Consider the following 26210-nt stretch of genomic DNA (forward strand, 5'->3'; position numbering starts at 1 on the left):
CACTCCTTACGGCAGACTCGTCGGCATGCCCACCTCCCATACCGGCGAAACCACTGCCCCCACCTCGGCCGCCGCCGTCGCCGAGGCCCTTGCCATGCCGCCCGCCCCCAAGGGCGAGCCCGCCGGCGAGCGGGGCAGCTGGCGACGAGGTGGGGCGCCCCGCTCCGCGGCACCCCCCGGGGTGCACCCCGGCCGAACCAGCGGCCGGTTCGGCAAGGTCCTGCGGCGCCCGATGGGGGACCCCCCGGCCGAAGGCTGGGGGAGGATCCCGGCGCCGCTTCTCTGTCTGGCCGCGATGTTCCTGGTGCAGACCGGCATCGCGCTGTCCAAGCCGCTCTTCGGCCCGCTCGGGGTCAGCGGCACGACCTTCCTGCGGCTCGGCTTCGCCGCCGTCATCCTGCTCGCCGTGACCCGGCCCGAGCTGCGCGGCAAGCGCCCGCGCGACCTCGCCGCGGCCGCGCTGCTCGGCGTGGCCTCGGCCGGGATGACCTACCTGTTCGCCGGGGCGATCGACCGGCTGCCGATGGGCACCGCCGCGACCATCGAGTTCCTCGGCCCGCTCGCGGTCGCCCTGGTCTTCGCCCGGCGCGCCAGCCACCTGCTCTGGGCGTTGCTCGCGGCGGCCGGCGTGGTGCTGCTGACCCTGCTCGGCGAGGGCGACGGCGGCGGCTCGCTCGACCCGGTCGGCCTGCTGTACGCGTTCGGCGCGGCCGCCTGCTACTCGGCGTACATCCTGTTCACCGACAAGGTCGGCGCCAGCTTCCAGGGGTTCCAGGGCCTGGCGGTGTCGATGACGGTCGGCGCGCTGACCCTGGCGCCGTTCGGGCTCGGCGAGGCCTGGGACGGGCTGACCGCGCCCGGTGCCTCGCCGCCGGTGCTGCTCGCCGCGGTGGCCGGGGTGTCGCTGCTGCTGCCGGTGATCCCGTACGCGCTGGAGATGACCGCGCTGCGGCGGATGCCGCAGCGGGTGTTCAGCGTGCTGGTCAGCCTGGAGCCGGCGGTCAGCGCGCTGGTCGGGCTGGTGGTGCTCGGCCAGCTGCTGGGCGCGCCGCAGCTGGCCGGGATCGGCTGCGTGGTGGCGGCCAGCGTGGGGGCCACGCTGACCGGACGGCGATAGGGCGTTACGGCCAGAGCAGGGTGCGCGACCACTCCGGGCTGCGGACCGGGCCGGTGCGGGTGTAGCGCAGCCGGACGTGCCGGCGCTGGGCGTCGCCCTGCCAGAACTCCACCTCGTGCGCCCACAGGGTGTAGACCGCGTGCCCGGGCGCGACCGCGTCCGGGGTGGCCTCCAGCCGGCGACGGGCGACCGTCACCGCCTCGTCGTACTCGGTGAGCGCGCCCAGCGGTTCACTCTGCCGCCCGACCAGCGCGCCGACCCGGGCGGCGGGCGAGCGGGTGGCGAACTCGGCGGCGGCGACCAGGTCGGCGGCCCGCTCGACGGTGCCGCGGACCCGAACCTGGCGGCCCAGCTGCGGCCAGTAGACGGACAGCGCGGCGGCCGGGTGGTCGGCGAGCTGACGGCCCTTCGGGCTGTCGGCGGCGGCGGAGAAGTTCCAGCCAGTGCCGGCCGCGTCGACGTCGCGCAGCACCAGCACCCGGGCGTCCGGCAAGCCGTCCGCGTCGACCGTGGAGAGGGTGAAGGCCTGCGGGTCCAGCACCCCTGCGTCCAGAGCGGTGGCGAGCCAGTCCACGAACAGCGGGCCGGGCTCGGCGGGGGCGGCCTCGTGGTCGAAGGAGGGCAGCGGGCGGGCCATCGGCGGGCGGCCGAGCAGCAGCTCGGGGACGGACCTCGGCTCGGGCCGGTGCTCGTCCGGGGGCGCCGGGCGTGCCTCCGGCTCCGGTGCGGGCCTGGCCCCCTCCGGGCCGGTCAGGTCCTCGTCCTCCGCCGCCATCGCGCGCCCTTCCTTCCGGTTGCCGCGGTCGTCGCGCCGGCCGGGCCGTCCGTTCCGGGCCCGGGCACGTGATGCGCTGTCGGAGCGCAACCGTACCGCCGTGGACCGACGGCTCCGGGCGCGGGCCCTCGGTGAACGGATCCGGGCCGCTCGGACGGGCCGGGGGCCTCGTACGGGCAGGCGACTTGTACGAACCAGCAGCTCCGTACGGACCGGGGACTTCGGACGCCGGGCCGGGCGCTTCGTCACCGGCCCGGGGCTTCCCGCCGACCGGCCGCAGAACGCACTCGTGGGCGATGCCGATGACGGCACCGCCCACGAGGCCGGTTTCGCGGCGACCCTTTCCGCTCGGCCGGTCGAAGCACTTGTCCGATCCGCACCCGGACGGGAGCCCGCCCGGGGACCGCTTCGAGCCCCTCCACGGGCGCTCAGCTCACCTGCGGCCGTCCACCTCCGGCGCCCCCGCCGTCGGTGGTGCCCGAGACGGTCAGCGGAAGATCGGGGCGAAGATGACGTTGATGTTCTTGTTGCCCTGGCCGGCCAGGACGTTGCCCGCGTTGTCCTTCACGGCGAGGGTGTTGTCCTGGTTCGAGGCACCGGCACCGGTGGCCGTCTGCTGGGTGGACACGTAGTTGCCGTCGACCCCGCCGAACACGTTGCCGGTACCGGTGCTGGACACCACGCCGGCGTTGGAGCCGGTCGCGGCACCCGCGCCGTTGTCGGCGGCCGCGGCACCGGCACCCGCCAGCAGCAGGCCGGCCGCCAGTGGGGCGGCGAGCAGGAACCCGACCGCCCGCCGGGTATGGATGCGAGCCATGTGAGCCTCCAGGAAGCTGTTAATCGAGCAATGTCGAGCACGGGGTGCGGGAGTTCGCCGGCCAGACGAACGCCTGCAGGCTGCGACGCCGGGAGACAGACTTCCGCAACAAATCGACAAAGCACTAGCCGACGGGGCGATTTTCGCCCGTTAGCGTGATATCCACCCGCGCTGCGCATAACGGCAGCCGATCCGGACAGCGCACCGGCACACCACCGCCGACCTGGCACTTCTCCCGAACGGGAGGCCACTCGACGACCTCCGGGACACGGCGCTTCGACGCCGCGCAAACCACTGGGCGCACCACCCCGGCGCAGCCCACCCGTGAACGCGCCCCAGAAAAGTTCGACCACCCTTCCATGTCGACTTTTTCAGCCATTCATAGACCATCTGAAAGTCGTACTGAAAATACGGACAGCAGGGAGCGGGGCGAAGGCGAGTCGCGGGTGTGGAAAATCAGACCATCTTGCCCGGGTTGAGGATTCCCAGCGGGTCGAAGACCGCCTTCAGCTGCCGCTGCAGGTCCAGCGCGACCGGCCCCAACTCACGGGCCAGCCAGTCCCGCTTGAGCAGCCCCACCCCGTGCTCCCCCGTGATCGTGCCGCCCAGCTCCAGCCCGAGCGCCATGATCTCGTCGAAGGAGCGCCGGGCCCGTACCGTCTGCTCCTCGTCCGCGGCATCGAAGATCACGATCGGATGGGTGTTGCCGTCCCCGGCGTGGCTGACCACCCCGATGGTCAGCGCGTGCCGCTCGGCGATCTCCGCGACGCCGTTGAGCATCTCGGCCAGCCGGGAGCGCGGCACCGCGACGTCGTCGATCATCGTGGTGCCCAGCCGGTCCATCGCGGGCAGCGCCAGCCGACGGGCCGCGAGCAGCAGGTCGGACTCCGCCTGGTCCTCGGCCGGCACCACCTCGGTCGCCCCGGCCGCCCGGCACAGCTCGGCGACCTTCGCCAACTCGGCCTCCCGGTCCGGCCCGTCGAAGGCCACCAGCAGCAGCGCCCGGGTCGACTCCGGCAGCCCCATCTGCCCCAGCTCGTTGACGGCCCGCACCGAGACCGCGTCCATCAGTTCCATCAGCGACGGGGTCAGCCCGCGCGCCATCACCTCGCAGACCGCCGCGCCGGCCGTGTCGGCGCTCGGGAACTCCGCCGCCAGCGCCAGTTGCGGGGCCGGCACCGGCCGCAGCGCCAGCACCGCCCGCACCACCACCCCGAGCGTGCCCTCCGAACCGACCAGCAACCGGGTCAGGTCGTACCCGGCCACCCCCTTGGCCGTCCTGCGCCCGGTGGACAGCAGTCGCCCGTCCGCCAGCACCACGTCCAGCCCGAGCACGTACTCACCGGTGACGCCGTACTTCACGCAGCAGAGCCCGCCCGCGCCGGTGCCGATGTTGCCGCCGATCGTGCAGGACTCCCAGCTGGACGGGTCCGGCGGGTAGTACAGCCCCAACTCCTCGACAGCCCGCGAGAGTTCGGCGTTCACCACACCGGGCTCCACGACCGCGATGCGGTTCACCGGATCGATCTCCAGGATCCGGTTCAGCTTCACCAGGGACAGCACGACGCACCCGTCCACGGCGTTCGCCGCCCCCGACAGCCCGGTCCGCGCCCCCTGCGGCACCACCGGCACCCGCAGCTCGGTGGCGGTGCGCAGCACATGCTGCACCTGCTCCACCGTCTCCGGGAACACCACCACGGCGGGCGCACCGGAGGCGCAGAAGCCCGCCATGTCATGGCTGTAGGCGGCGGTCACATCGGGGTCCACCACGACGGCCTCCGCCGGGAGGCCCTGCGCCAGCCGGTCCGTCAGATCACTCAACGCCGCCTCCACTCGATGGCCGCCCCCTCCCCTCCGCACTCTGCCCGGAGGGGAGGGGGCGGGCAAGTGGGCCTCGGGGACGTCGGCGCACGAGGGGTACCCCCGGACAAGACCAGGGGTGCGCCCGGGGTCAGGCGCGGCGCAGGGCCGGGGTGGCAAGAGCCGCCAGGCCGGCGACACCGGAGGCACACGCGCACAGGAGGGTGGGCAGGGCAGCACCCGCGACGTCCGCGAACAGGCCGAGCAGCCCGTTGAACAGCACCAGCGCCACGCTCTGCACCAGCGTCAACAGCGCCTGCACCCGGGAGAGGTGGGACGTCGGCGCGCCACCCAAAACCAGCGGCCCGAGGTGGCAGGCGAACAGCCCGGAACCGACCCCGATCACCGTACTGCCCGCCACCGCCACCACCGGCACCGGCGACAGCGCCAACAGCGTGATGCCCACCGAGGCCGTACAGAGCCCGGTCGCTGCCCCGACCCCCGTCCGGGGCAGCGCGCCACGCCAGCCGACCGAACCTGCCACCGTGAGCATCCCGGCCGCCTGCCCGGCGGTCACCAGCCCGGCCGTCCCCGCCGCCCAGCCGTGCGTCCGGGCGAGCAGCGGCCCGAGCAGCGACACCACCGGCAGCAGCGCCCCCGCGGCAGCCCCGGTGAGCAGCAGCGCGGCCCGCAGCAATGGGTCGCGCAGGGCGAGCCGGACCCCGGACGCCGCCTCGCTCAGCAGCCCGCTCGGTGCGGCCGGCCCGGGGGCGTCCTGCCGGGTCCGGACCCGCAGCAGGACCAGCAGGACGACCCCGAAGCTCACCGCATCCGCGACCGCCGCGCCGGCGAGCCCACCGACGGTGACCAGCAGACCGCCCATCGGCGCCCCGAGCAGGACGGCACTCTGCCCGCCGGCCTGCCGCAGCGCGAGCGCCCGGGGCAACCGGTCGACGGGCACCAGCCGGCGCGGCATCGACCCGCTCGCCGGAAGGTAGAAGGCGTCGACCGTCCCGATCACCGCCGCCGCCGCGACCAGTAGCCGGAGCGGCGCACCCCGGACGCCCACCGCGACCGCCAAGGTGGCCGTCGCGGCCAGCATCACCGCGTCCCCGACGAGCATCACCCTGCGGGCGCCGAACCGGTCCGCGACCGCGCCGCCCAGCAGGACCAGCACGGTGCGCGGGACGGTGATCGCCGTCAGGACCAGCCCGGCCGCCCCGCCGCCGTGCGCGGAGGCGGCCCAGCCGAGGGCGAAGTACAGCGCGGCGTCGCCGAGCAGTCCGGCCTGGGTCCCGGCCAACCAGAGCAGGTACGGCCCGGGCAGCGGCGCCCGCGTGATGGTGGCAGTGGTCATGCCGGGCGACGCTAGGGCCCTCGACCTGGTCGAGGGCGAACACGCCCCCGGACAGGTCCTAACGGCGGGTCACCGGTTCCTGGAGTTCGACGACCCAGCCGGACGGGTCCTCCGGGCACTCCAGGTAGCGCTCGCGGGCGTAGCCGGCCGAGCGGTAGCCGTTCTCCTCGATGAAGCGGGCCAGGGCCTGGAAACCGGCCATGGAGTCGTCCATCGGGCCGCGGTGGACGATGGTCGCGGCCTCCTCGACCGGCGGGAGGTCGACCACCTCGAAGTCGCACCCTTCGGGCCGCACCGAAGGCCCGACCGGCACGGCGACCAGGATCAGCATCGAGCCGTCGCCCTCCGGGGTGTCCTCGTAACGGGCGACGGCCGGGCCCGCCCCCTCGATGCCGGCCGCGGCCATCCGGCGGCACAGCTCGTCGAACAGCGGGCCGATCACCGGCGTGATGTCCTCCGGCTGGTAACTCCTCGCCACGCCGGTCAGTTGGGCCACCCGGACGGATGGGACGGGCTTCACCACGACATCGTGCTCGGACATGTTCCCCTCGCTCTCGATCGTCCGGAGCCTCGCCTCCACCCGCGCCAGCCGCCGCTCGTCCGCCGCGATCGCCGCGGCGAGCTGGGCCCGCCGCAACCGCAGCATCCCGCGCAGTTCGGCCTCGTCCACCTGTTCGTCCAGGACGGCCCGCACCTGCTGCAGCGTGAAGCCGAGGTCCTTGAGCGCGATCACCCGGTTGAGCCGGGCGAGTTGGCCCGCCCCGTACGAGCGGTACCCGGTGACCGGGTCCACCCGGGCGGGCCGCAGCAGTCCGATCGCGTCGTAGTGGCGCAGCATCCGCACCGACACCCGGCCGTGGTTGGCGAAGTCTCCGATGTTCAACATGGTGCTCCCACTCCACCGTCTCCCACGGTGTCAGGGTCAACCCCGGCCGTCGGACCGCCCCCGAACCGCCCCGACGAACACCGAGGGCGGGTGCCGAGTGGTCTCGGCACCCGCCCTGAGCAGGTGGTTCTCCTACCAGCGGAGAGCGTGGGATTCGAACCCACGGTGACGGGTCACGCCACGACAGTTTTCAAGACTGTTCCCTTAGGCCGCTCGGGCAGCTCTCCAGGCGGAGGTCAGCCTAACGGTTCCGGCGGGGTTCGGCGCACACGATTGTGCGCACCCGGGGGTCACTGGTCGCCGACGCGCTCGGCCAGGGTGACCTTGGTGCTGAACGGCTGGCCGTTGCGGGTGTACTCGACGTCCACGGTCTCGCCCGGCTTGTGCGTCCAGATCCGGCTGACCAGGGCGGGGCCGTTGTCGATCGGCACGCCGCCGAGCTTGGTGATCACGTCGCCCGGCTTGAGGCCGGCCTTGTCGGCCGCGCCGCCGGGGGTGACGGCCGGCTGGCCCTGGATGTCGCGGGTCTGGATCTGCGCGCCGTCGCCCTTGTAGTCGTCGTTGCGCAGCACGTCGAGCTTGGCGTAGACCGGCTTGCCGGTCTTGATCAGGGTGTCCGCGACCCACCTGGCCTGGTTGATCGGGATGGCGAAGCCCAGGCCGATGCTGCCGGCCCGGCCGTTGGCGGAGGCGTTGGACTGGATCGCCGAGTTGATGCCCATCACCGCGCCGCTGGAGTCGAGCAGCGGGCCGCCGGAGTTGCCGGGGTTGATCGAGGCGTCGGTCTGCAGGGCGTTCATGTACGAGGCCTGCGAGCCGGTCTCGTCGCCGGAGGCGACCGGGCGGTCCTTGGCGCTGACGATGCCGCTGGTGACGGTGGACTCCAGGCCGTACGGCGCACCGATCGCGATGGTGGCGTCGCCGACGTTGACCTTGTCGGAGTCGGCCAGCGGCAGCGGCGCCAGCTTTCCCTTCGGCGGGTTGTCGATCTTGACCACGGCGACGTCGTAGCCCTCGGCGTGCCCCAGCACCGAGGCGCTGTAGGACGTGCCGTCGGCGAACTTGACGGTCAGTTTGCCGCCGTTGAGGGTCGGCGCGACCACGTGGTTGTTGGTGAGGATGTGGCCCTCGGTGTCGAAGACGAAGCCGGTTCCGGTACCCGACTCGCCGTTGCCCTGCGCCTTGATGGTGACGACGCTGGGCAGCGCCTTCTGCGCGATGGCGGCGATCGACCCGGGGACGGGCTCGCTCTTCTGGGTGTTGCTGGCCTGGACGGTGGTGCTGCGGTGGTCGTCCACCAAGCTGCTGCCGCTGCTGTGGTTGGTGGCGACCACGCCGATCGCGCCGCCGGCCACACCGGCGACCAGCGCGACGGCCGCGAGCAGGGCCACCAGGCCGCCGCGCTTCTTGCGCGGGCCGCCGGGGCCGTTCGGGCCGCCGGGGTAGTCGGCCGGGTAGCCGAGCGGGCCGCCGGGGCCGCCGGGGCCGCCGGGGTAGCCCGCGCCGCCCGAGGTGGCGTCGTGGCCGGCGCCCCAACCGCCGAGCGGCTGGCCGGCACCGAACGGGTGGTGGCCGTGGGCGGCGGGCGCACCGGCGGGCGCGGCGCCGTAGGGCTCCTGGCCGGCGGCGGCCGGAGTGCCGTACGGCTCGTGGGCAACCGCGGCGGGGGCCCCGTACGGCTCCTGCGCACCGGCGGCGGGCACGCCGTGGGACGGCGTCGCGTACGGGTTGGCAGCCGGCGGCAGGGCCGGGGCGGCCGGGGCCGGCGCAGCAGCCGGCGCGGCGGGGGCCGCCGCGCCGGGCGCGACGGGCGGCGCGGGCGGCAGCACCGGCGGCGGGGCGTCGATGTAGCCGGTGACCGGGTCGACCGCAGGCTCCTCGGCGGGCGCCGCCGGGGCCTGCGGCGCCGGGACCTTGGTGAAGGCCACGGTGGGCTTGTGCCCGCCCTCGGCGGGAACGGCCTCGGCAGCCGGAGCCTCCGGGGCGGCCTCGGCCGCAGCCGGCTCGGGCTTGGCCTCCGGCTCCGGGACCCGGCTGAACGCCATGGTCGGCTTGTGCCCGCCGCCCGGAGCGCCGTCGGCCGGCGCCGCGTCAGCGGCTTCCGGCTTGGCCTCGGGCTCGGGCTCGGGCACCCGGCTGAACGCCATCGTCGGCTTGTGGCCGCCCTGAGCGGTGCCGTCGGAGGCGGACCCAGCCTCCTCCTGGGGACCCGCGGGCTGCTCCCCCTGCGGCCCGGTGGGCCCAACCTCGCGCTCGGTGCTCACGGACGACCTCCATAGCTGACAGAACCAAGAACCATAGTTTTTCGCACCGACGATTCGATTGCCGTAAGGACCCCTCTGAAGAACTCATAAGAATCCTTAGCCGGCACCGACGACGGCGCCGACGGGTGACCGTCGAGGGCTCCCCTCCCCCCGCCCGGACGTTCCGCGATGCGGACCGCGCACCCCGTGGCCTTTGGCGTTCGTACCCGTGCCGGTTAGCCTGTCGCTCCAAACTGACACGCGGGAGCTTGGACCGACCAGGCTGAGAGTGCGCATGTCGACCGTACGCCAAGGCAAGAACCAGCGGACCGTCGAGGGGGCGCTGACCGCCGGAACCTGTCCGGGTAATGCCGGCGTAGGGAGTATCGGCCATGCCGCCTGCTTCGCCATCCTCTTCTTCGAACGCGCCCGCGTCCAAGGATTTCCCCGATCTTCCGGCGGACTCGGCTGCGGCCGCCGCCCCCGCGACCGACGAGCGGGTCGAGGCGCCGCTGGTGCTGGACACCGAGCCGCCGCGCACCCTGCGCTTCCGGGACCACTTCGCGCTCTGGATGAACCTGGGCGTCAGCCTGATCGGTTTCTCCACCGCCGCCACCGTGCTCGGCGAGAAGGGCAGCGAGCTGTCGCTGGCCGCCGCGGTGACCGCGATCGTGGCCGGTACGGCGGTCGGCACCGCGATGCTCGGCGTGGCCGCGCTGATCGGCGCCCGGACCGGCGCCCCCGCGATGGCCAACCTGCGCGGGCTGTTCGGCACCCGGCTGTCCTACCTGCCGACCGTGCTGAACATCGTCCAGTGCATCGGCTGGGGCGTGTTCGAGCTGCTGACCATCTCGGCGGGCGCGCAGACCGTCGCCCACACCAGCGGCTACCGCTGGCTGTTCGTGCTGCTCGCGGGCGCGCTGACCACCGCGCTGACGATCTGGCCGCTGGGCTCGATCGCGGTGCTGCGACGCTTCGTGGCCGGCGCGGTCGCCGTGGCGATGGTGTACTTCACCGTCCAGCTGGGCCGTCAGGGCGTGCCGGACCCGGGCGCGGGCAACTGGAAGGGCTTCCTCGGCGCCACCGACGCGATGATCGCGGTGTCGGTCTCCTTCGTCCCGCTGGCCGCCGACTACACCCGGCACTCGCGCACCGCGCGCTCGGCCTTCTGGGGCAGCTTCTCCGGCTACACGATCGCCCAGGTGTGGTGCTACGTGCTCGGCCTGATGGCGCTGCTGCAGTCCGGCGGCGACCCGGACAAGCTCTTCGACTCCTTCCTCGGCGTCTGGGCCGGCTGGCTGTTCCTGCTGGTGCTGGTGCTGCGCGAGACGGACCAGTCCTTCGCCAACGTGTACTCGACCGCGATGTCGCTGCAGAACCTGCTGCCGCGGGTGGACCGCCGGGTGCTGAGCGGCGGGATCGGCGTGCTGACCACCGTGCTGGCGCTGCGGATCGACAAGTTCACCGACACCTACAGCAACTTCCTCGGCCTGATCGGCTCGGTGTTCGTGCCGCTGCTCGCGGTGCTGGCGGTGGACTACTTCCTCGGGGCCGGCCGGCAGGGCTGGGACCTCTCCGAGAAGGCGCCGTCCCGCTGGCTGATGCTGCTGCCGTGGGTACTGGGCTTCGCGGTCTACCAGTTCATCGCACCGACCGCGGTGGCGGGCTGGTGGACGGACTTCTGGACCTCGGCCCAGCGGACGCTGCACTTCACCCCGCAGGAGTGGACCTCGGCCTCGCTGTTCGCCTTCCTGGTGCCCGCCCTGGTCACCTTCGCGCTCACCCCGCTGACCCGGCGCGCGGCGCAGTCCTGAGGCGCGGAGGCGAAGCCGGCCCCTCGGATTGGGACCGGCTTCGCCTCCGCTTCACCTCGGCCCCCTATCGTTGCCCCCGTGACCAGCACAGACCTGTCCTCGGCGACGGCGCGCACCGCGCCCTCCGTCCAGGTGATCGCGCACCGCGGTTCCTCCCACGCCCTGCCCGAGCACACCTTCGCCGCCTTCCGACGCGCGCTCGACGAGGGCGCCGACGCCGTCGAGTGCGACGTCCGGGTCACCGCCGACGGCGAACTGGTCTGCGTCCACGACCGCCGCATCGGCCGGGTCTCCAACGGCCAGGGCACCGTCTCCGCGATGACGCTCGCCGAGCTGGAGGCGTACGACTTCGGCGCCTGGAAGACCGGCCGCCCCAGCACCGACCCCGAGCTGCGCGGCGTGCTGCGGCTGGAGCGCCTGCTGGAGCTGGTGGTGGACTGCGGCCGCCCGGTGGACCTGGCCATCGAGACCAAGCACCCGGTGCGCTTCCGCGGCCGGGTCGAGGCCGAACTGCTGCGGATGCTGGAACGGTTCAAGATCGGCTCGACCCGGGACGGCGACCGCCCGGCCGCCCGGATCATGAGCTTCTCCTCGATCGCGCTGAACCGGGTCGCCGCCGCCGCGCCGGAGTACCACCGGGTGTTCCTGTTCGAGCGGATGCTGCCGCTGCTCGGCCAGCTGCGTCCGGGCAAGCCGCTGCCGGGTGGCGCGCGGATCGCCGGGCCGGGCATGGACCTGGTCCGGGCCAAGCCGCAGCTGGTGACCCGGCTGCGCGAGCTGGGCCACGAGGTGCACGTGTGGACCGTGGACGAGCCGTCCGACGTCGAGCTCTGCCTGGAGCTGGGCGTGGCCGCGATCATCACCAACCGGCCCGCGGAGGTGCTGGCCCAGCTCGGGCGGTGATCCGCCGGCGAGCCGAAGGCCGTACCGGTTCAGCCTGATCACACCGGTCGGCAACCAAACCTTCCGTGCACGTAATTGTCGGAATTCTTGCGTTCGGGCGACAGAGGGTGAGCGTGGAATGGCCTCTTGTCGACCCTGAGTCGCGCCGCTCGAAATGGACTCGCGGGATCCTCCGGCGGTCGTTTCCGACGCATTACCAAGGGGCATCCATCCCTCGGCATACGCTGAAGGAGGTCCGGGGGTGGCGTTGATGGTGGCGCGTACTGTGCCCACAGGAGTTGGGCCGACCTCATCGACCATGGCAGTGCCGCACGGCCCAGCGAGTGTCGGGGTCGCACGGCGCCGACTGCGTCGAGATCTGGGTGACCGGCAGATACCGGAACCGGTCATCGACGATGCCGTATTGATCCTTTCCGAACTGTTGAGCAACGCCTGTCGATACGCCCGTCCGCTCGGCCCGCTGCCGGCCCTCGGCCGCGGGGCCAAGGCCGAGGTGGTGGACCAGCTGCTGGTCGGCCTCCCCTCCGGGACACACCCCGCACCGGGCGGCCAGGAGCACGGCGACGGCGCTGACGAGCCGGACGGCGGCGTGCTGGTCCGCTGGCAGATGCACACCGACGGCGTGCTCACCCTGGAGGTCACCGACGGCGGCGCGACCACCCGGCCGCTGCCCGCCAGTCCCTCGCTGACCTCCCGCGGCGGCCGCGGCCTGAGCATCGTCGACGAGCTGGCCGCCGACTGGGGCGTGCGCGACGCGCCGGGCGAGGTGACGGTCTGGGCGGCGCTGCCCGCCCGGGGCCGACACGCCCGCCGCACCGGCGGTGACGCGCGCAGCGCGTAGCCGCACGCCCGCGGGCGCGTATCCGCGGGCACGTATCCGCACGACGCCCGCCCCGGCGCGTTCCCGCGCGCCGGGGGAACGTCAGTAGGCTTCCCGGAGCAAAGGACCACCGTTCCCGGGAGAGCCGCACCATGGGCAAGAAGGCCGCCAAGAAGGCGCCGCAGCGCCAGTCCACCACCGCCGTCACGGGCGAGATCCCCGTGGTCGGGGCCCGCGAGGACTGCCCCTGCGGCTCCGGCCGCCGGTACAAGGCCTGCCACGGCCGGGAGGCCTCGCACGCGGTGCAGGAGCTGGTGCACCGCCCGTTCGAGGGCCTGTCGGGCGAGGCCGACTGGGTGGCGCTGCGCGAGCTGGTGCCGGCCGCGACGGTGCCGCTGACGCTGGCCGCCGGGGTCGCGGAGACCGCCAACGGTGACGTCCCGTCGGTCACCCTGGCCACCGTGCTGCCGCTGGCCTGGCCGGCCCTGCGCCGCCAGGACGGCTCGATCCTGCTCGGCCTGCAGACCCAGTCCGCCTCCGGCGACCTCAGCCGCGACCTCGCGGACGCCCTGGAGCTGGCCCTCGCCACCGAGCCGGGCACCCCGGTGCCGGCCCGCCGGACCGTCCCGGGCGGGCGCCGCCTGCAGGACCTGCTGGACGTCACCGCCGCGTTCACGCCCACCGTGCACACCGGCTTCGAGTTCTGGCTGGAGGACGCCGAGACCGCCACCGGCGAGGTCGCCGCCTCCCTGGAGCGCGCCAACGCCTCGGCCATCCCGACCGAGAAGCTGGCCGGCCTCGACGCCGCCTACTGGTGCGGCACCCCGGACAAGAACCACCTGCGCTGGGTGATGACCGTGCCCGAGGAGAAGCTGCTGGACGCGCTGGCCCGGCTGAACGCCGCCGGCGAGGCCTCGCTCGGCGCGGACACCCGCCTGGTCGGCTCCTTCCGCGCGCACGGCCTGACCGTCCCGGTGTGGGACCTCCCGCTCTCGATGACCGCCGTCGACTGCGAGAAGCCGGCCGCCGAGTTCGCCGAGCGGCTCGCCGCCGTCCTCGCCGACGAGACCCCGCTGACCGCCGAGGAGCGGCGCGCCCGCGCGAACCTGGTGAACCGTCAGGTCACCTTGAACTAAAGCACGCAGGATCAGGGTGATACGCGTCACATTGTCGCCGTGAAGGCGCAATTTCCGGGCCTGGAGGGCGTCTTGGAAATTGGCGCGGGCGCGGATCCTTGTTACTGTCTAAAGAGTCCGGTCGCTGGTGCATCCCCCGTCGCCAGCGGCCGGATCTTTTGTTTTTCCGGAGCGGCCCGCAGAACCGGGCCCCGGAACCCCTTTCCGACCGGCAGCCCGTCAGTGCGCCGGGCGTCCGCTGTCCAGCCGGACCGTCGCCTCCACCAACTCGCCCAGCAGCGGCCCGACCTGCGGCAGCCAGACCCCGCCACCCGCAGCCGGCCGCGGCGCCAGCACCCAACGCACCCGCCCGGCCGCCCCGCCGGGCGGCAGCGACAGGAAGCCGCCCGTCCCGTGGTAGCGCAGCGATCCCGGCACCCAAGGGAGTTGGGCGAGCATCTCACCGAGCGCGTCGAGCGAGTACGGGGCCACGAGCAGCGCGTAGCGGCCCGGCATCGCGAGCACCGGACCGAGCGGCAGCCGCAGCGCGCCCAGGTAGACCAGCGCCCTGGCCCCGGCCGCCGCGGGCAGCGAGACCGCCGAGACGGCGGAGCCGGTGGCGGCCAGCACCGGCGCGTCCGGGCTCTGCCGCTCCCACCACCAGCGCACCATCCGGGCGTCCGTGGTGGCGGCCAGCAGCGAGGGGTCGTGCGGGTGCGCGCCGGGCACCGGGCAGTCCTCGTCGCCGCAGGAACAGCGCCCGCCGCACAGCACGGTGCCCGGCACCACGGGCCAGCGGTGCTCGACGGCGGCCGTCAGGGCCGCGGCCAGCCGGGCGGACGACTCCTGCGACCGGCTCTTCGGGTTCTCACGCATAGCGCTCGTTCCTTTCCCTGACCGCTCGGTTCGCTCCGCCTCACCGACATCCGTCGGGACTCGCCACGCGGGCCCGCGACGACACGGCCCCGGACGGCGCGAAGCGGGGGCGGGCGGCATGGCGGGGACGGCGCGGCTACGACGTGGAGCACGGTGTGGAGCACGACATGAGAAGGGCCGCGCACTGGAACAGCCCTTGGAACGAGAATCCCGTATGCGACCGGATGGACGCCGCCCGGGCGCGCTTGGTTCCACCGTACGAGTGAGAGACTTCCGGCCAGCCCGGTGCGCGGGCGGCGCGGGAATACGATCCGGACGGCCGCCCGGTCCGTCCTCTCGGTTCTGCCCGCTCCCGGCCCGCTCCATACCTCCGGTCCCGACCGGCGCGTGCACGGACCACGCACGCCCTCCGACCGGGGTGATGACGATGTGGAACCGGGCACCGCGTCGTCCTGGATCTGGACATGCCCCGAATGGCCTGTGTAGAAGTGGTGGCATTGCTGTCGATCAATGACGAGTAGTAGCGAATCGAGGCGAAACGCGACCTTTGGCCGTGCTCGCTCCACATTGGCCGTATCTGGGGGTTTCGCATGGCACGTAGCACTGCGTCAGGAGTGGCGGCATGACCGAGTCCCATCCGTCGACGTCCCACCCGTCGCCGATGACCGCCGAGCTGGGCGAACCCGGTTGCTCGGGCGGGCTCACCGTCCTCGACCTGCCGGGCCTGCCCGGTCCCGCCGACGCCCCGCAGGGCACCGCGGACGACCTCACGGCACCGTCCGTCACGGTGCAGGACCGTTTGGCCGGACGTCTGTCCGATATCACCAGCCTGCAGGAGCACACCGAACGGCTCGCCCGCGCCCGCGGCCTCGCCGCCACCCTGGACGCCGTCCTCGCCTCCGGCGCCGCGTTGCTCGGCGCCGACCGAGGCGTCCTGGTCACCCTGATGCCGTGCGGCGGCGCCGGCCAGCCGGTCGGCCTCGGCCTCGACCGGGCCAGCCTCGGCGCCCTGGAGACCGTTCCGACCGAGCAGAGCCTGCTCGCCCGACTGCTGCGCGAGCAGGACCGGCCCGCCCAGGTGCACTCCGTCGACCTCGCCGAGGACCCCGCCATCGGTGCCCGGCTGCGCGAACTCGCCGTCCACCTCGGCCTCGGCGGCGCCTTCGGCCTGCCGCTCGCCACCACCGAGGAAGGCCCGCTCGCGGCCGCCGTCTGGTTCTACGACCGGCCCGCCCAAACCACCGACCGCCAGCGCGAACTCGCCCGCCGCTACTGCGAGATCGCCGCCCCGCTGCTCGCCAAGCAGCTGGACGCCGAACGCATCCGGCGCACCACCGAGGCACTGCGCCGCGGCCTGCTGCCGGACCGCCTCCCCCAGCCGGACGGCCTGCGGCTGGCCGCCCGGCTCGTCCCGGCCGGGCTGGACCGCTCCTGCGGCAGCGACTGGTACGACGCCATCCCGCTGCCGGACGGCACCGTCGGCCTCACCGTCGGCTCGGTCTCCGGCGACGGCCCCGGCGCGGGCCCCGGCTCCGCCCCCGGTGCGGCCGCCGCGATGGGCCGGGTCCGGGCCGCGCTGCGGGCCTACGCGGTGCTGGAGGGCGAGGACCCGGTCTCCGTCCTCGGCGACCTGGAGCTGCTGCTCAAGACCACCGAGCCGGCCCGCACCGCCACCGCGGTCTACGCCTGGGTCGAGCCGGAGGACCGCCGGATCACCCTCGCCGGGGCCGGGCACTGCCCGCCGATCCTGGTCAGCCGGCGCGGCGCCGAGTTCGTCGAGACCTCGCTCTCCGCCCCGCTCGGCATGCTCACCTGTTGGGAGGCCCCCGGGGTCGAGTTCACCGCCGAGCGCGGCGACACCCTGCTGCTCTACAGCGAGGGCCTGGCCCGCCGCTGCGGCCCGACCCTGCACGCCGGACAGGCCAACCTGCGCCGGGCCGCCGCCGACGCCCCGCGCGACGTGCGGATCGACCCGGACCGGTTCTGCGCCCACCTGCTGGCCGTCTGCCCCGGCCCGGACGTCTCCCCGGCCACCGACGACCTGATGCTGATGGCGGCACGCTTCGAATAGGCACCGCCGGGCACCGCCGGGCACCGCTGAACAGGCACCGCTCCGGGGGTTGCACCGGGCCCGAACGGGTGAGCGGTCGGGCGTCCGTACCATGGACGCACGGCCGCCCGCGCGTGTCGCGATCCGACACCTCCCCCGAGGGCGGCGGTACCACCCCCAAGGAGGCGTTGCACGTGACCGAGGACCGGACCCCCGCGGTGGCCGAGAACCCCGAGGCCGAGGGCGGCGAGGAGCCGCAGCAGTTCAAGGGCCGCAAGAACGGCCTCTACGGCGAGATCTCGGACGAGCTGTCCACCTCGATGAAGTCCGGCTGGGCCGACACCGAGCTGCACGGCCTCGCCCCGATCGCCCAGGCCCCGTACGCGGCCGAGCGCCGCGCCAAGCTCTCCGCCGCCTTCCCCGGCGAGCGCCTGGTCGTCCCGGCCGGCAACCTGCGGGTTCGCTCCAACGACACCGACTACAGCTTCCGCGCCGGCAGCGAGTACGTGCACCTCACCGGTGACCAGACCGAGGACGCGGTGCTGGTCGCCGAGCCGACCGGCGCGACCGGCCACGAGTTCGCCCTCTACCTGCTGCCCCGCTCCGACCGCGAGAACGGCGAGTTCTGGCTGGACGGCTACGGCGAGCTGTGGGTCGGCCGCCGGCACAGCCTGGGCGAGCAGGAGCAGCTGCTCGGCCTGCCCGCGCGCGACGTCCGCAAGGCCGCCGAGGAGCTGGCCGAGCAGGCCAAGGACTCCACCGTGCCGACCCGCATCGTCCGCGGCTACGACGCCGGCCTGGAGGCCGCGCTGGCCGAGGTGCTGGACGCCGACAAGGACGCCGAGTTCAAGGAGTTCCTGAGCGGCCTGCGGCTGGTCAAGGACGAGTGGGAGATCGGCGAGCTGCGCGCCGCCTGCGACGCCACCGTCAACGGCTTCACCGACGTGGTCCGCGAGCTCGGCCAGGCCGTCGCCACCTCGGAGCGCTGGATCGAGGGCACCTTCTGGCGCCGCGCCCGCGTCGAGGGCAACGACGTCGGCTACGGCACCATCGCCGCGGCCGGCCCGCACGCCACCACCCTGCACTGGGTCCGCAACGACGGCGACGTGCGCCCCGGCGAGCTGCTGCTGCTGGACGCCGGCGTGGAGACCCACACCCTCTACACCGCCGACGTCACCCGCACCCTGCCGATCAACGGCGGCTTCGACGAGCTGCAGCGGAAGATCTACGACGCGGTGTACGACGCCCAGGAGGCCGGCATCGCCGCGGTCAAGCCGGGCGCCCGCTTCCGCGACTTCCACGAGGCCTCGCAGCGCGTCCTCGCCGAGCGCCTGCTCGCCTGGGGCCTGCTGGACGCCTCGGCGTACGACGCCGAGAAGGTCCTGGAGCTCGGCCTGCAGCGCCGCTGGACCCTGCACGGCACCGGCCACATGCTCGGCCTGGACGTCCACGACTGCGCCCACTCGCGCCGCGAGGAGCACGTCGACGCCCTGCTGGTGCCCGGCATGGTGCTCACCGTCGAGCCCGGCCTGTACTTCCAGCAGGACGACCTGACCGTGCCGGAGGAGTACCGCGGCATCGGCGTCCGGATCGAGGACGACATCCTGGTCACGGCCGAGGGCAACGAGAACCTCTCGGCGGGGCTGCCGCGCCGCTCCGAGGACGTCGAGGCCTGGATGGCCTCGCTCGCCTGAGCCGAACGGTGAAGGGCCCGGCCTCCCCGTGGTGGGGAGGCCGGGCCCTTCGGCGTTACTTGGTGACCTTCACGGCGATGTCCTTCTCGCCGAGCAGGGTTATCTTGCTGCCACTGTAGGGAAGCATCACCTGGGCCTTCACCGGCATGTTCCCGGGGCCGTTTCCGGCGCCCAACGTCATCCGGTAGGTGACCTTCTTGCTCTGCCCCGGGGCCAAGGAGAACAGCGACGCGGGATCGGCCATCGCGTAATCCATGCCGGACCCCGGCGACATCGCCACCTGCTTCCAGGTGCCGCCGTCCTGACGCTCCAGCTTGCCGTCGTTGGGCTCCTGCACGACGGACGCCGGCGGCGAACCCGGGTAGAAGTCCGTGATGACCAACGGCTGCAGCTGGCTGTAGGTGTTCTGACCGGTGTTCCGGAAGGTCACCGAGAAGGTGACGACGGAGCTTCCCGCCGTCAGCTGCTGGCCGTCCGCAAGGCCGTCGAAGCCGACCGTGATGTCGGCCTTGTTGGCGTCCGAGGACGGGGCCTGATGGCCGCTGACGTCCAGGCTGCCGACGATCGACGCCAGGCCCGCTTGGTAGTCGTCCTTCAGGCCCGCCGCCGTGACGAACACCTGATCCTTGGGCAGGCCCCACATCTGGGCCGTGAAGGAGTCCTGACCGCAGGTCCCCTGCCACTGCGACTTGACCGCGGAACGACCCGCCACGGTGACCGTGCTCTTCGTCGGACCGACACTGTTCGGTTCACCCATGGCCGGCGCGCGGGGGCTGCCCCAGACCGGGCAGTTGCCCTGGTGCGACCAGCCGGCACCGCTGTCCATGTCGGCGGTCGTCGGCCAGGCACCGCCCTGGCTCTCGTCCGGGGAGTTGTAGACCGTGACCAGAACGCCGTACGGCGCGCAGCTGTCCGGCGACCAGTTCTGCTGCGGGCTCGTCGGCGCGCCCGGGCTCAGAACGCAGACCCGGTTGTCCAAGGCCCTCGGCGACGCGACCTTCCAGCCGGCCGGCACCTTGAACTTGACGCCCCGGAAGCTGTACGAGGTCGCCGGGCCGGCCGGAGCACCGGTAGGAGTCCGGGTCGAACTCGGGGTGACGTCGGCCAGCGGGACGTCCGTCTCCGCGTCACCGGTCGGGGTTCCGGTGTCGGTGGGGGTGGCCGTCGACGTGGGGGTGGCCGTCGGCGTGGGGGTGGCCGTCGGGCTCGGGGAGGTGGTGACGCCGGCGGCCGGGGGCGGGGGGACGTCCTGCTTGGCCACCGGGTCGCCGTGGAAGGCGAACACGCCGATCGCCACGGACGCGGCCAGGGCGAGGATCGGCGCGGTGGTCAGGTACACCGGGCGGAGCCTGCGCACGCGGGTCTTCGGGGGCGCGGCCGGGCGCAGGTCGTGCGCGGTGATCACGGACGCTCGGGCGTTCATCGCCTCGCGGAGCAGCCGTTCCGTCGGGGTCTCGGCCGGCCCGTCGCCGTCACCGCCGCCCGGGCGGGGGAGCTTGTCGGTCATCGAACCTTCTCCAGGTGCTTTTCCAAGGCGTCCAGGGCCCGGCTGGCGGTGGACTTCACGGCGCCCCGGGAGAGTCCCAGGGTCTCGGCTATCTGCGCCTCCGACATGTCGGACCAGTAGCGCAGCACCAGCACCTCACGCTGGCGTGGGGTCAACTCCTGCAGGGCGACGAGGACTCGCCGGTGCTCGTCGTTGAGCACCGCGTGGTCCTCGGCGGAGGGGGCGTCCGCCTCGTGCGGGGGCACGTACTCCCTGGCGGTCTTGCGGCGGCGCAGCATCGAGCGGGCACCGTTGACCACCGAGGTCCGCAGATACCCGAGGGCGTTGTCGAGGTCGTCCAGGTTCTCGCCGTGGCGCTGGTAGAGCTGGGTGAAAGCTTCCTGCACGACGTCCTCGGCCAGATCCTGGTGGTCCACCAGGAGCACGGCCATCCGCACCAGGCCCAGCCGGTGGGCGTGGTACAGGTCGGTCAGGGTGGGCCGGTCCTCCGCGGGCTTGCGGCCGCCGCGCAGCAGCCGGAAGCCGGAGCGGCGCTGGACCGCCTGCTGGTCGGAGGTGGGACCGGTGTTCGGCTCGCCGGCCTCCTGCGCGCCGAACAGCGCGGCGACCACTCCGCGGACGGAGAAGCCGCGCCGCCCCACCGGCACGGCGATCGGCCCGATGGCCATGGACATGTGCGGTCTGCTTTCCCCCGGGACGGTGGCGGCGTTCGCCGGACCGTCAGGTCACCTGATCAAGATCGTGATCGGGGAGATCCTCGCAGCCGCCCTCGGCCCGGTTCTCTCCACCCCCGTAGCAATGGACGTGTGACGGGCGTGGAGGTTGCAGGGGGATTCGCGGAAAGTTCCGGGGTGGCCGAGGCAGCTACACTCACCGGGATTTCCGCCACCCGTGAGCAGGGGGTTCGCATGACCGAGCAGAACGTCGGGAGCGCGGGAGGCGCGGGCACCGGCACGGGCGTGCGACCGCGCCCGGTGGCCGTCGTCATCGGCCGGCGCCCGGAGCCCGTGCACGATGTCGCGGTGTACGCCTTCGAGGGCATGGCGCCGTTCGAACTCGGGGTGGTGGTCGAGGTGTTCGGGTTGGCGCGGCCCGAGCTGGGCGGCCTGCTGGCCGCGCCCTGGTACGGACTGAAGGTGTGCGCCGACCGGCCAGGTACGGAGCTGGACGCGGTGGGCGGCTTCGCGCTGACCGCCAAGCACGGGTTGGACGATCTGGCGGCCGCCGACACCGTGGTGGTCCCGGGGGTTCGCAACGCCTTCAGCGGTGTGGGGGCACCTCCCGGCCGCCAGGCTGGGGGAGTGTCCCCCGAACTGGTCGAGGCGCTGCGGACAGCGCACGAGCGCGGCGCCCGGATCGTGTCGATCTGCTCGGGCGCCTTCGCACTGGCCGCCGCCGGGTTGCTGGACGGCCGGGAGGCGACCACCCACTGGCGGTACGCCGAACTGCTCCAGCAGCGCTACCCGAAGGTGCGGGTCAACCCGGACGTGCTGTACGTGGACAACGGCGACGTGCTCACCAGCGCGGGCAGTGCGGCCGGGATCGATCTGTGCCTGCACCTGGTCCGGCGGGACCACGGCGCCAAGGTGGCCAACAGCGTGGCCCGGCGCTTCGTGGTGGCGCCGCACCGGGACGGCGGGCAGGCGCAGTTCATCGAGGCGGCGGTCCGGCCGGTCGAGGAGGAGGACGACGGTGTCGCCCGCAGCATGCAGTGGGCGCTGGACCACCTGGCCGACCCGCTGACCGTCTCGGTGCTGGCCCGCGCGGCCCGGATGTCGGACCGCTCGTACCTGCGGCACTTCACCGCGCGCAACGGCACCAGCCCGATGCGCTGGGTCGTCACCCAGCGCATCGCGGCCAGTCTGCCGCTGTTGGAGTCCCCGGACGGGACGGTGGAGGAGATCGCCGCGGCGGTCGGCTTCGAGAGCGCGGCGACCTTCCGCCACCACTTCGGTCGGGTGATGCGCACCTCGCCGACCGCCTACCGGCGCTCCTTCGGGCGCGGGGTGGCGTAGCCGCCGGTTCCCCGCGGCGGCGGTTACGCCTTCTCGTTCCGGTCGGCGTTGGCGAGGATGGCGTCGTGCAGCCACTGCGCCAGGCCGGGGGCGAGGTTCTCGTAGGTGGTGGTCCAGCGCGGGTCCGAGACGTACAGACGCGCCAGGCCGCGGTGGATGGTGAACGTGCAGTCGTAGAAGTTCTGGCAGATGTGCTGCCGGTGGGCCTCGGCGAGGTCCATCGCGGCGGTGCCGTCGGCGGGCTCGCCGGCGGTGAGCGCCTCGACCAGGCTGTTGTTGAGCCCGGTCATCTCCTCCTGGATGCGCTGCCAGTCGGCCTTGGTGTAGCCGCCGGTGCGGCGCTGGGACTCGGCCCAGGCCTCGGTGTCGCCCCAGCGCTGCTCGGCCTCCTGCTCCCACTCCTCCTGGTAGCCCTCGCCGAAGATCTCGAACTTCTCCTCCGGGGTCAGCTGAATGCCCATCCTGCGTGCCTCCATGGCCTGTTCGACGGCGGTGGCGAGTTCCTGGAGGTGCCTGATCCGGTCGGTCAGCAGTCGGTGCTGCCGTCGGAGGTGCTCGCTCGGGCTGACCGAGTCGTCGTCCAGGATCGCCGCGATCTCCTCCAGGGGGAATTCGAGCTCGCGGTAGAACAGGATCTGCTGCAACCGGTCGAGGTCGGCGTCCACGTACCGGCGGTAGCCGGCCCGGGTGCGGCCCGCGGGGGACAGCAGGCCGATCTCGTCGTAGTGGTGCAGGGTGCGGACGGTCACCTTGGCGATCTTCGCCACGGCGCCGACCGAGTGGCCCTCGTTCTCGTTCATCCGGGTTCCTCCCTGGTGCTGACCACGACCCTCCGCTCTCACGTCGCGTGAGGGTCAAGCCACAGGGTCGAGCCGTGGGCGCGGAGGGCCTCAGGCGTCGGCGCCGACCAGGTCCCGCTCGCGCCGCCGGGCGCTCCGGCGGCGCCCGTCGCCGCCCTGGGCCGGGGGCCGCGGCCGGCGGGTCTGCTGGGTCGGCCAGAGCAGCACGTACCCGGCGGAGACCACCACGAAGGCGAGCCGGACGAAGCCGCGGGCCGAGTCGGACGGCAGCAACAGCGTGCCGCCGTACAGCGCGGCCAGCGCGATCCAGCTCCACCACGGGACCAGCCGCTTCTGCCCGACCGCGTCCCAGAGCAGGGTGCCGAGCAGGATCGAGGCCGTGTAGTACGTGTAGACGCTGGGGTCGAGCAGGATCCGGGCGTCCGCACCGAGCAGCACCACGGCCGGCCAGCGGCCGCGCCAGACGGCGACGCAGCCGAGGCCGATGCCGAGCGCGAACTGGGTCGGGCGGTCCCACCAGGGAGTGGCGGGGTCGGTGACCCCGAACCAGCGCAGCGCGGAGGCCGGCTGGTTCGGGATGGTGAACTTGGCGGCCGCCATGGTGTCCAGGTTGCCCAGGTAGAACGGCAGCCAGGCGACGGCCACCAGGACGCAGAACCAGATCGCGGTGCGCAGCCAGGCGGGCCGGGGCAGGGCCAGGATCAGCGGGGCGAAGGCGATCGCCCAGGGCTTGGAGTCCACCGCCAGCGCCAGGAAGATCGCGACCTGGACGGGCTTGCCACGGGCCAGGGCGTGCGCGGCGAGGGTGGTGAAGAAGAGGGCGAGGACGTCGTCCAGGTGCGCGAAGCGGACCGAGACCTCGACCCACATCGGGATGAACGCCAGTCCGGCGATCAGTAGGCGCTGCTGGAGGCGACGGTGGTTGGTGCCGGTGCCCAGGTAGTACAGGGCGGCGGCGCGGCCGATCAGGACCAGCATCACCAGGCCGAGGCCGGCGCTCACCGCCTCGGCGACCAGCTGGCCGATGTGCGGTGGGAACGGTGCCGTGAGTCTGGCGGCCGCCAGGCTCACCGGGCCGATCTGCAGCTCGGGGTGGTGGGCGTAGAGCGAGAGGCCGCCGTCGGCCTGGTGGCTGAAGAGCAGCTGCTCGCCCTGGCGCAGGTAGTGCCAGGAGAACCCGCCGCTGGGCTCGACCAGGAAGAACCAGAGGATCGTCCAGGCGGTCAGCAGGACGTGGTGCCTGCGGAGCGGGAGTCCCGCGATCCGCCCGGTCGCAGCTTCGTAGTCGGTGGTGGCCTGTGCCGTGCGTACTACCCGCACCTGTCCCTCTCCCCGCCGTTCCGCCCCCCTCCGGCCGGACATCCTATGTGACGGAGAAGTACCGCCCGTGCCGCCCGGCCATCCGTTCGAACGGACGGCCGGGCCACGCGGGCGGTACTCGCAAACCCCCAGGGGTCAGCTCTGCTGGCCCGACTTGCGACGACGCAGCACCACGAGGGTGCCGACACCGGCGACCAGGACGGCGCCGCCGGCGGCCGCGATCGCGGTGGTGTGATCACCGCCACCGGTGGTGGCGAGGGACTTGTCCGCGTTGGCCGCGGCGGTCTTGGCCTTGGTGACACCGCCCAGGGTGATCTTCGGCGGGGTGACGGTCGGGTTCTGGACCGGGAAGTCGATCGGCTGCGGGGCGTCGGTGCTGCTGCCGCCGGACGGGACCGGGGCGCTGGTCGCGCCGGAGTCGGACGTCGAGGCGGAGGGCGACGCGGTGCCGGTGGCCGGGGTGGTCGGCGCCTTCGTCGGCGTCGTCGGCTCGGTGGTGGGGGTCGCGGTGGTCGTCGCGGTGGCGGTGGCCGTCGCGGTGGCCGTGGCCGTGGCGGTGGCGGTGGCGGTCGGCGACGCGCTGGAGGTCGGCGTGTGGCCGGCCGTGGGCGAGCCGCTCGCGGTCGGGGTCGGCTTGCCGGTCTTGGTCGGGGTGGGGGTCGGGCTGGGCTTGCCGCCGCCGGCCTTGATGGTGAAGCCGGCGCCCTTGATCCCGTCGCAGCTGAAGCCGCCGTGGTCGTTCCCGTCGTTGGCGTCGGCGGAGAAGACCACCGGCACGACACCGGCCTTGCCCAGCGGGGCGTCCTTGGTGAAGGAGGCGCGCACCTTGATGTCGAGGCTCTTGCCCTGGGCGAGGAAGAGCAGCGCGTCGTCGGCGGCGTCGCCGCCGTCGGTCACGTCGCCGAGGAACATCAGCACGGCGCTGTCGTCGCCGTCACCGCCACCGGGGGCGATGACGGCGGTCTTCCAGGTACCGCCGCCGGGCAGCGACGCCGGCAGCTGGTACTCGAGCTTGAAGTCCTTCGCCTTGAGCGAGCCCGCCTTGTTCTTGAACTTCAGCAGCGGGAAGGCGACGAAGTCGGTCTTCGTCGAGTTGTCGATCCGGTAGGTGAACTCGCGGGCGTCACCACCGGCGATGAAGGTTCCGGGAACACCGCGCACCGAGAGGTCGAGGTTCTGGTGGCCCGCCTTCTCGGCCTGGGCGGCGGCGGACGGGGTGCCGGTGGCGCCGACGGCCATGGCGCCCTGGGCGCCGGCCAGCACGAGCGAGGACGCGAGCGCGGCGGCGCCGGCAAGGGCAAGACTGCGACGTATGGACAAGGAGACCTCACGGAAGTGTCCGGGCGAGGCCCGGGCGCGAGGGGGCGGCCGGAGACGCCGCGAACCCCCCGCGAAGCTGAAAGTCCGACGGAGAGTACCGAACGATCCGGCCACTTCGGAAGGCAGGTGCCGTGCTGTGACCCGCGTCCGGCCCGAGGGCGCCCGAATCGTCCAACTCCGTCCATCCATAGGGCTTTTGCGTTTCGCCAAGAGATGGCCACGGGGTGACGGGTACACGCCCGGAGGACAGTACCGCACGGACGGGATGGCGTGAATGCGTCACTCCGCGGGGGCAGCGGGAAGCTCGGCCCGTGACGGCCGCGGGAAGCTCGGCCCGCGGCCGCCGCGGGAAGGTCAGTCCGCGAAGAAGGACTTGGCCGCGATCAGCGCCCGCTCGTCGCGCAGGACGTCCCCCGGCCGGGTGCCGTTGCCGAGCAGCGCGCCGCCCCAGCGCATTCCCATGTACTCGGCGGTCAGCCGGAGCGCGCCGATCAGCGGCTCGGCCTTGTCCTCCTCGGCGGCCAGGGCGGTGACGCCCCAGACGGTGCCGCCGCGCATCCGGGCGCGGAAGTCCACTCCGGGCACCCGGAGCCAGGCCGACCAGTGGTCGAGGTAGAGCTTGGCGGCGGTGGGCAGCGAGTACCAGTACAGCGGCGCGACGAAGACCAGGTCGGTGGCCGCGAGGGTGGCCTCCAGCAGGGTCCGCTCATGACCGGCCGGCTCGGGGTAGCGGCCGTCGCCGGTGTGCCGCAGGTCCTGGAAGGGCGGCAGCGGGTGGTCGGCGAGCCGCAGCCAGTGCTGCTCCGCGCCGGCCGGCAGGCTCGACTCGGCGGCCAGCCGGGCGAGTTGCCCGGAGTTGCCGTCGACGCGTGCGCTGGCGTCGAGGAACAGGAACCGGCGCGGCGCTTCGGCGCCGGACGGCTGGTCGGCCATGGGTGACTCCCCCGGTCGGGTGCTGCGGACGGAGGTGCGAGCACCCGC

General features: G+C 73.3%; 22 protein-coding genes, 1 tRNA gene and 1 riboswitch. Of the genes, 9 read left to right on the forward strand and 14 right to left on the reverse strand.

The window, feature by feature from the left end:
- The first annotated feature begins 25 nt into the window (after positions 1–25).
- Positions 26–1117 (forward strand): EamA family transporter, encoded by a 1092-nt coding sequence (locus tag ABZW30_RS00495; protein ID WP_355668800.1) that lies wholly within the window; start codon positions 26–28, stop codon positions 1115–1117.
- A 4-nt stretch (positions 1118–1121) separates the two neighbouring features.
- Here the strand turns inward: ABZW30_RS00495 and ABZW30_RS00500 are convergent, their stop codons facing one another.
- The 7 genes from ABZW30_RS00500 to ABZW30_RS00530 form a co-directional block, all read right to left on the reverse strand.
- Positions 1122–1892, reverse strand: a complete 771-nt coding sequence (locus tag ABZW30_RS00500) for a pyridoxal 5'-phosphate synthase (RefSeq protein WP_355668801.1) — start codon at positions 1890–1892, stop codon at positions 1122–1124.
- Positions 1893–2379: 487 nt separating this feature from the next.
- Positions 2380–2709, reverse strand: coding sequence for a hypothetical protein (locus tag ABZW30_RS00505; protein WP_355668802.1), 330 nt, complete (start codon positions 2707–2709; stop codon positions 2380–2382).
- Between the two features lie 456 nt (positions 2710–3165).
- The gene (locus ABZW30_RS00510; protein WP_355668803.1) at positions 3166–4530 is read right to left on the reverse strand and encodes an FAD-linked oxidase C-terminal domain-containing protein; all 1365 of its coding nucleotides are present in this window, start codon (positions 4528–4530) and stop codon (positions 3166–3168) included.
- A gap of 130 nt (positions 4531–4660) precedes the next feature.
- Positions 4661–5866 carry an MFS transporter gene (locus ABZW30_RS00515; protein ID WP_355668804.1) on the reverse strand — a complete coding sequence of 402 codons (1206 nt, stop codon included), beginning with the start codon at positions 5864–5866 and terminating at the stop codon, positions 4661–4663.
- A 58-nt stretch (positions 5867–5924) separates the two neighbouring features.
- Positions 5925–6752 carry a MerR family transcriptional regulator gene (locus ABZW30_RS00520; protein WP_355668805.1) on the reverse strand — a complete coding sequence of 276 codons (828 nt, stop codon included), beginning with the start codon at positions 6750–6752 and terminating at the stop codon, positions 5925–5927.
- 139 nt (positions 6753–6891) lie between these two features.
- Positions 6892–6979, reverse strand: a tRNA-Ser gene (locus ABZW30_RS00525).
- A gap of 63 nt (positions 6980–7042) precedes the next feature.
- Complete coding sequence (locus tag ABZW30_RS00530) at positions 7043–9016, reverse strand: trypsin-like peptidase domain-containing protein (RefSeq protein WP_355668806.1); 1974 nt, start codon at positions 9014–9016, stop codon at positions 7043–7045.
- Between the two features lie 230 nt (positions 9017–9246).
- A riboswitch (TPP riboswitch) is annotated at positions 9247–9395 on the forward strand.
- Here ABZW30_RS00530 and ABZW30_RS00535 point away from each other — a divergent pair.
- The 4 genes from ABZW30_RS00535 (at position 9388) to ABZW30_RS00550 (ending at position 13668) form a co-directional block, all read left to right on the forward strand.
- Entirely contained in the window at positions 9388–10809 is a 1422-nt protein-coding gene (locus tag ABZW30_RS00535; protein WP_355668807.1) for a cytosine permease, read from the forward strand. (Overlaps the previous riboswitch by 8 nt.)
- Before the next feature lie 78 nt (positions 10810–10887).
- Entirely contained in the window at positions 10888–11712 is an 825-nt protein-coding gene (locus ABZW30_RS00540; protein ID WP_355668808.1) for a glycerophosphodiester phosphodiesterase family protein, read from the forward strand.
- Positions 11713–12115: 403 nt separating this feature from the next.
- Positions 12116–12553: an ATP-binding protein gene (locus tag ABZW30_RS00545; protein ID WP_355668809.1), complete on the forward strand. Its 438-nt coding sequence runs from the start codon at positions 12116–12118 to the stop codon at positions 12551–12553.
- A gap of 131 nt (positions 12554–12684) precedes the next feature.
- Positions 12685–13668, forward strand: a complete 984-nt coding sequence (locus ABZW30_RS00550; protein WP_355668810.1) for a DUF5926 family protein — start codon at positions 12685–12687, stop codon at positions 13666–13668.
- Between the two features lie 219 nt (positions 13669–13887).
- Here ABZW30_RS00550 and ABZW30_RS00555 read toward each other — a convergent pair whose 3' ends face one another.
- Entirely contained in the window at positions 13888–14523 is a 636-nt protein-coding gene (locus ABZW30_RS00555) for a bifunctional DNA primase/polymerase (RefSeq protein WP_355668811.1), read from the reverse strand.
- Between the two features lie 622 nt (positions 14524–15145).
- Here ABZW30_RS00555 and ABZW30_RS00560 point away from each other — a divergent pair.
- Complete coding sequence (locus ABZW30_RS00560; RefSeq protein ID WP_355668812.1) at positions 15146–16594, forward strand: PP2C family protein-serine/threonine phosphatase; 1449 nt, start codon at positions 15146–15148, stop codon at positions 16592–16594.
- Positions 16595–16767: 173 nt separating this feature from the next.
- Positions 16768–18267, forward strand: coding sequence for an aminopeptidase P family protein (locus ABZW30_RS00565; protein ID WP_355668813.1), 1500 nt, complete (start codon positions 16768–16770; stop codon positions 18265–18267).
- Positions 18268–18322: 55 nt separating this feature from the next.
- On the opposite strand, the gene ABZW30_RS00570 is transcribed toward ABZW30_RS00565, so the two are convergent.
- Both ABZW30_RS00570 and ABZW30_RS00575 read right to left on the reverse strand, forming a co-directional pair.
- Entirely contained in the window at positions 18323–19774 is a 1452-nt protein-coding gene (locus ABZW30_RS00570) for a hypothetical protein (RefSeq protein WP_355668814.1), read from the reverse strand.
- Positions 19771–20448 carry a SigE family RNA polymerase sigma factor gene (locus ABZW30_RS00575; protein ID WP_355668815.1) on the reverse strand — a complete coding sequence of 226 codons (678 nt, stop codon included), beginning with the start codon at positions 20446–20448 and terminating at the stop codon, positions 19771–19773. The genes ABZW30_RS00570 and ABZW30_RS00575 overlap by 4 nt, the downstream gene beginning before the upstream one ends.
- Here ABZW30_RS00575 and ABZW30_RS00580 point away from each other — a divergent pair.
- On the forward strand, positions 20447–20584 hold the full coding sequence (locus ABZW30_RS00580; RefSeq protein ID WP_355668816.1) for a hypothetical protein: 138 nt from the start codon (positions 20447–20449) through the stop codon (positions 20582–20584). The genes ABZW30_RS00575 and ABZW30_RS00580 overlap by 2 nt on opposite strands.
- Before the next feature lie 98 nt (positions 20585–20682).
- Positions 20683–21789 (forward strand): helix-turn-helix domain-containing protein, encoded by a 1107-nt coding sequence (locus ABZW30_RS00585; protein ID WP_355668817.1) that lies wholly within the window; start codon positions 20683–20685, stop codon positions 21787–21789.
- Between the two features lie 23 nt (positions 21790–21812).
- Here ABZW30_RS00585 and ABZW30_RS00590 read toward each other — a convergent pair whose 3' ends face one another.
- The 4 genes from ABZW30_RS00590 to ABZW30_RS00605 all read right to left on the reverse strand — a co-directional run bounded on the left by ABZW30_RS00590 (position 21813) and on the right by ABZW30_RS00605 (position 26162).
- Entirely contained in the window at positions 21813–22589 is a 777-nt protein-coding gene (locus ABZW30_RS00590) for a MerR family transcriptional regulator (RefSeq protein WP_355668818.1), read from the reverse strand.
- A 90-nt stretch (positions 22590–22679) separates the two neighbouring features.
- Entirely contained in the window at positions 22680–23909 is a 1230-nt protein-coding gene (locus ABZW30_RS00595) for a hypothetical protein (protein WP_355668819.1), read from the reverse strand.
- Between the two features lie 135 nt (positions 23910–24044).
- Positions 24045–25229 carry an LPXTG cell wall anchor domain-containing protein gene (locus tag ABZW30_RS00600; protein ID WP_355668820.1) on the reverse strand — a complete coding sequence of 395 codons (1185 nt, stop codon included), beginning with the start codon at positions 25227–25229 and terminating at the stop codon, positions 24045–24047.
- A 354-nt stretch (positions 25230–25583) separates the two neighbouring features.
- Positions 25584–26162, reverse strand: a complete 579-nt coding sequence (locus tag ABZW30_RS00605; protein WP_355668821.1) for an NAD(P)H-dependent oxidoreductase — start codon at positions 26160–26162, stop codon at positions 25584–25586.
- Positions 26163–26210: the final 48 nt, after the last annotated feature.

Source organism: Kitasatospora sp. NPDC004669, from assembly GCF_040609455.1.
GTDB lineage: Bacteria > Actinomycetota > Actinomycetes > Streptomycetales > Streptomycetaceae > Kitasatospora.

What these genes read in the sequence shown, in the direction of transcription:
- ABZW30_RS00495 (WP_355668800.1), top strand. Translation starts at nt 26, where the DNA reads ATGCCCACCTCCCATACCGGCGAAACCACTGCCCCCACCTCGGCCGCC.
- ABZW30_RS00500 (WP_355668801.1), bottom strand. Translation starts at nt 1,892, where the DNA reads ATGGCGGCGGAGGACGAGGACCTGACCGGCCCGGAGGGGGCCAGGCCC.
- ABZW30_RS00505 (WP_355668802.1), bottom strand. Translation starts at nt 2,709, where the DNA reads ATGGCTCGCATCCATACCCGGCGGGCGGTCGGGTTCCTGCTCGCCGCC.
- ABZW30_RS00515 (WP_355668804.1), bottom strand. Translation starts at nt 5,866, where the DNA reads ATGACCACTGCCACCATCACGCGGGCGCCGCTGCCCGGGCCGTACCTG.
- ABZW30_RS00520 (WP_355668805.1), bottom strand. Translation starts at nt 6,752, where the DNA reads ATGTTGAACATCGGAGACTTCGCCAACCACGGCCGGGTGTCGGTGCGG.
- ABZW30_RS00535 (WP_355668807.1), top strand. Translation starts at nt 9,388, where the DNA reads ATGCCGCCTGCTTCGCCATCCTCTTCTTCGAACGCGCCCGCGTCCAAG.
- ABZW30_RS00550 (WP_355668810.1), top strand. Translation starts at nt 12,685, where the DNA reads ATGGGCAAGAAGGCCGCCAAGAAGGCGCCGCAGCGCCAGTCCACCACC.
- ABZW30_RS00555 (WP_355668811.1), bottom strand. Translation starts at nt 14,523, where the DNA reads ATGCGTGAGAACCCGAAGAGCCGGTCGCAGGAGTCGTCCGCCCGGCTG.
- ABZW30_RS00560 (WP_355668812.1), top strand. Translation starts at nt 15,146, where the DNA reads ATGACCGAGTCCCATCCGTCGACGTCCCACCCGTCGCCGATGACCGCC.
- ABZW30_RS00570 (WP_355668814.1), bottom strand. Translation starts at nt 19,774, where the DNA reads ATGACCGACAAGCTCCCCCGCCCGGGCGGCGGTGACGGCGACGGGCCG.
- ABZW30_RS00580 (WP_355668816.1), top strand. Translation starts at nt 20,447, where the DNA reads ATGTGCGGTCTGCTTTCCCCCGGGACGGTGGCGGCGTTCGCCGGACCG.
- ABZW30_RS00575 (WP_355668815.1), bottom strand. Translation starts at nt 20,448, where the DNA reads ATGTCCATGGCCATCGGGCCGATCGCCGTGCCGGTGGGGCGGCGCGGC.
- ABZW30_RS00585 (WP_355668817.1), top strand. Translation starts at nt 20,683, where the DNA reads ATGACCGAGCAGAACGTCGGGAGCGCGGGAGGCGCGGGCACCGGCACG.
- ABZW30_RS00590 (WP_355668818.1), bottom strand. Translation starts at nt 22,589, where the DNA reads ATGAACGAGAACGAGGGCCACTCGGTCGGCGCCGTGGCGAAGATCGCC.
- ABZW30_RS00605 (WP_355668821.1), bottom strand. Translation starts at nt 26,162, where the DNA reads ATGGCCGACCAGCCGTCCGGCGCCGAAGCGCCGCGCCGGTTCCTGTTC.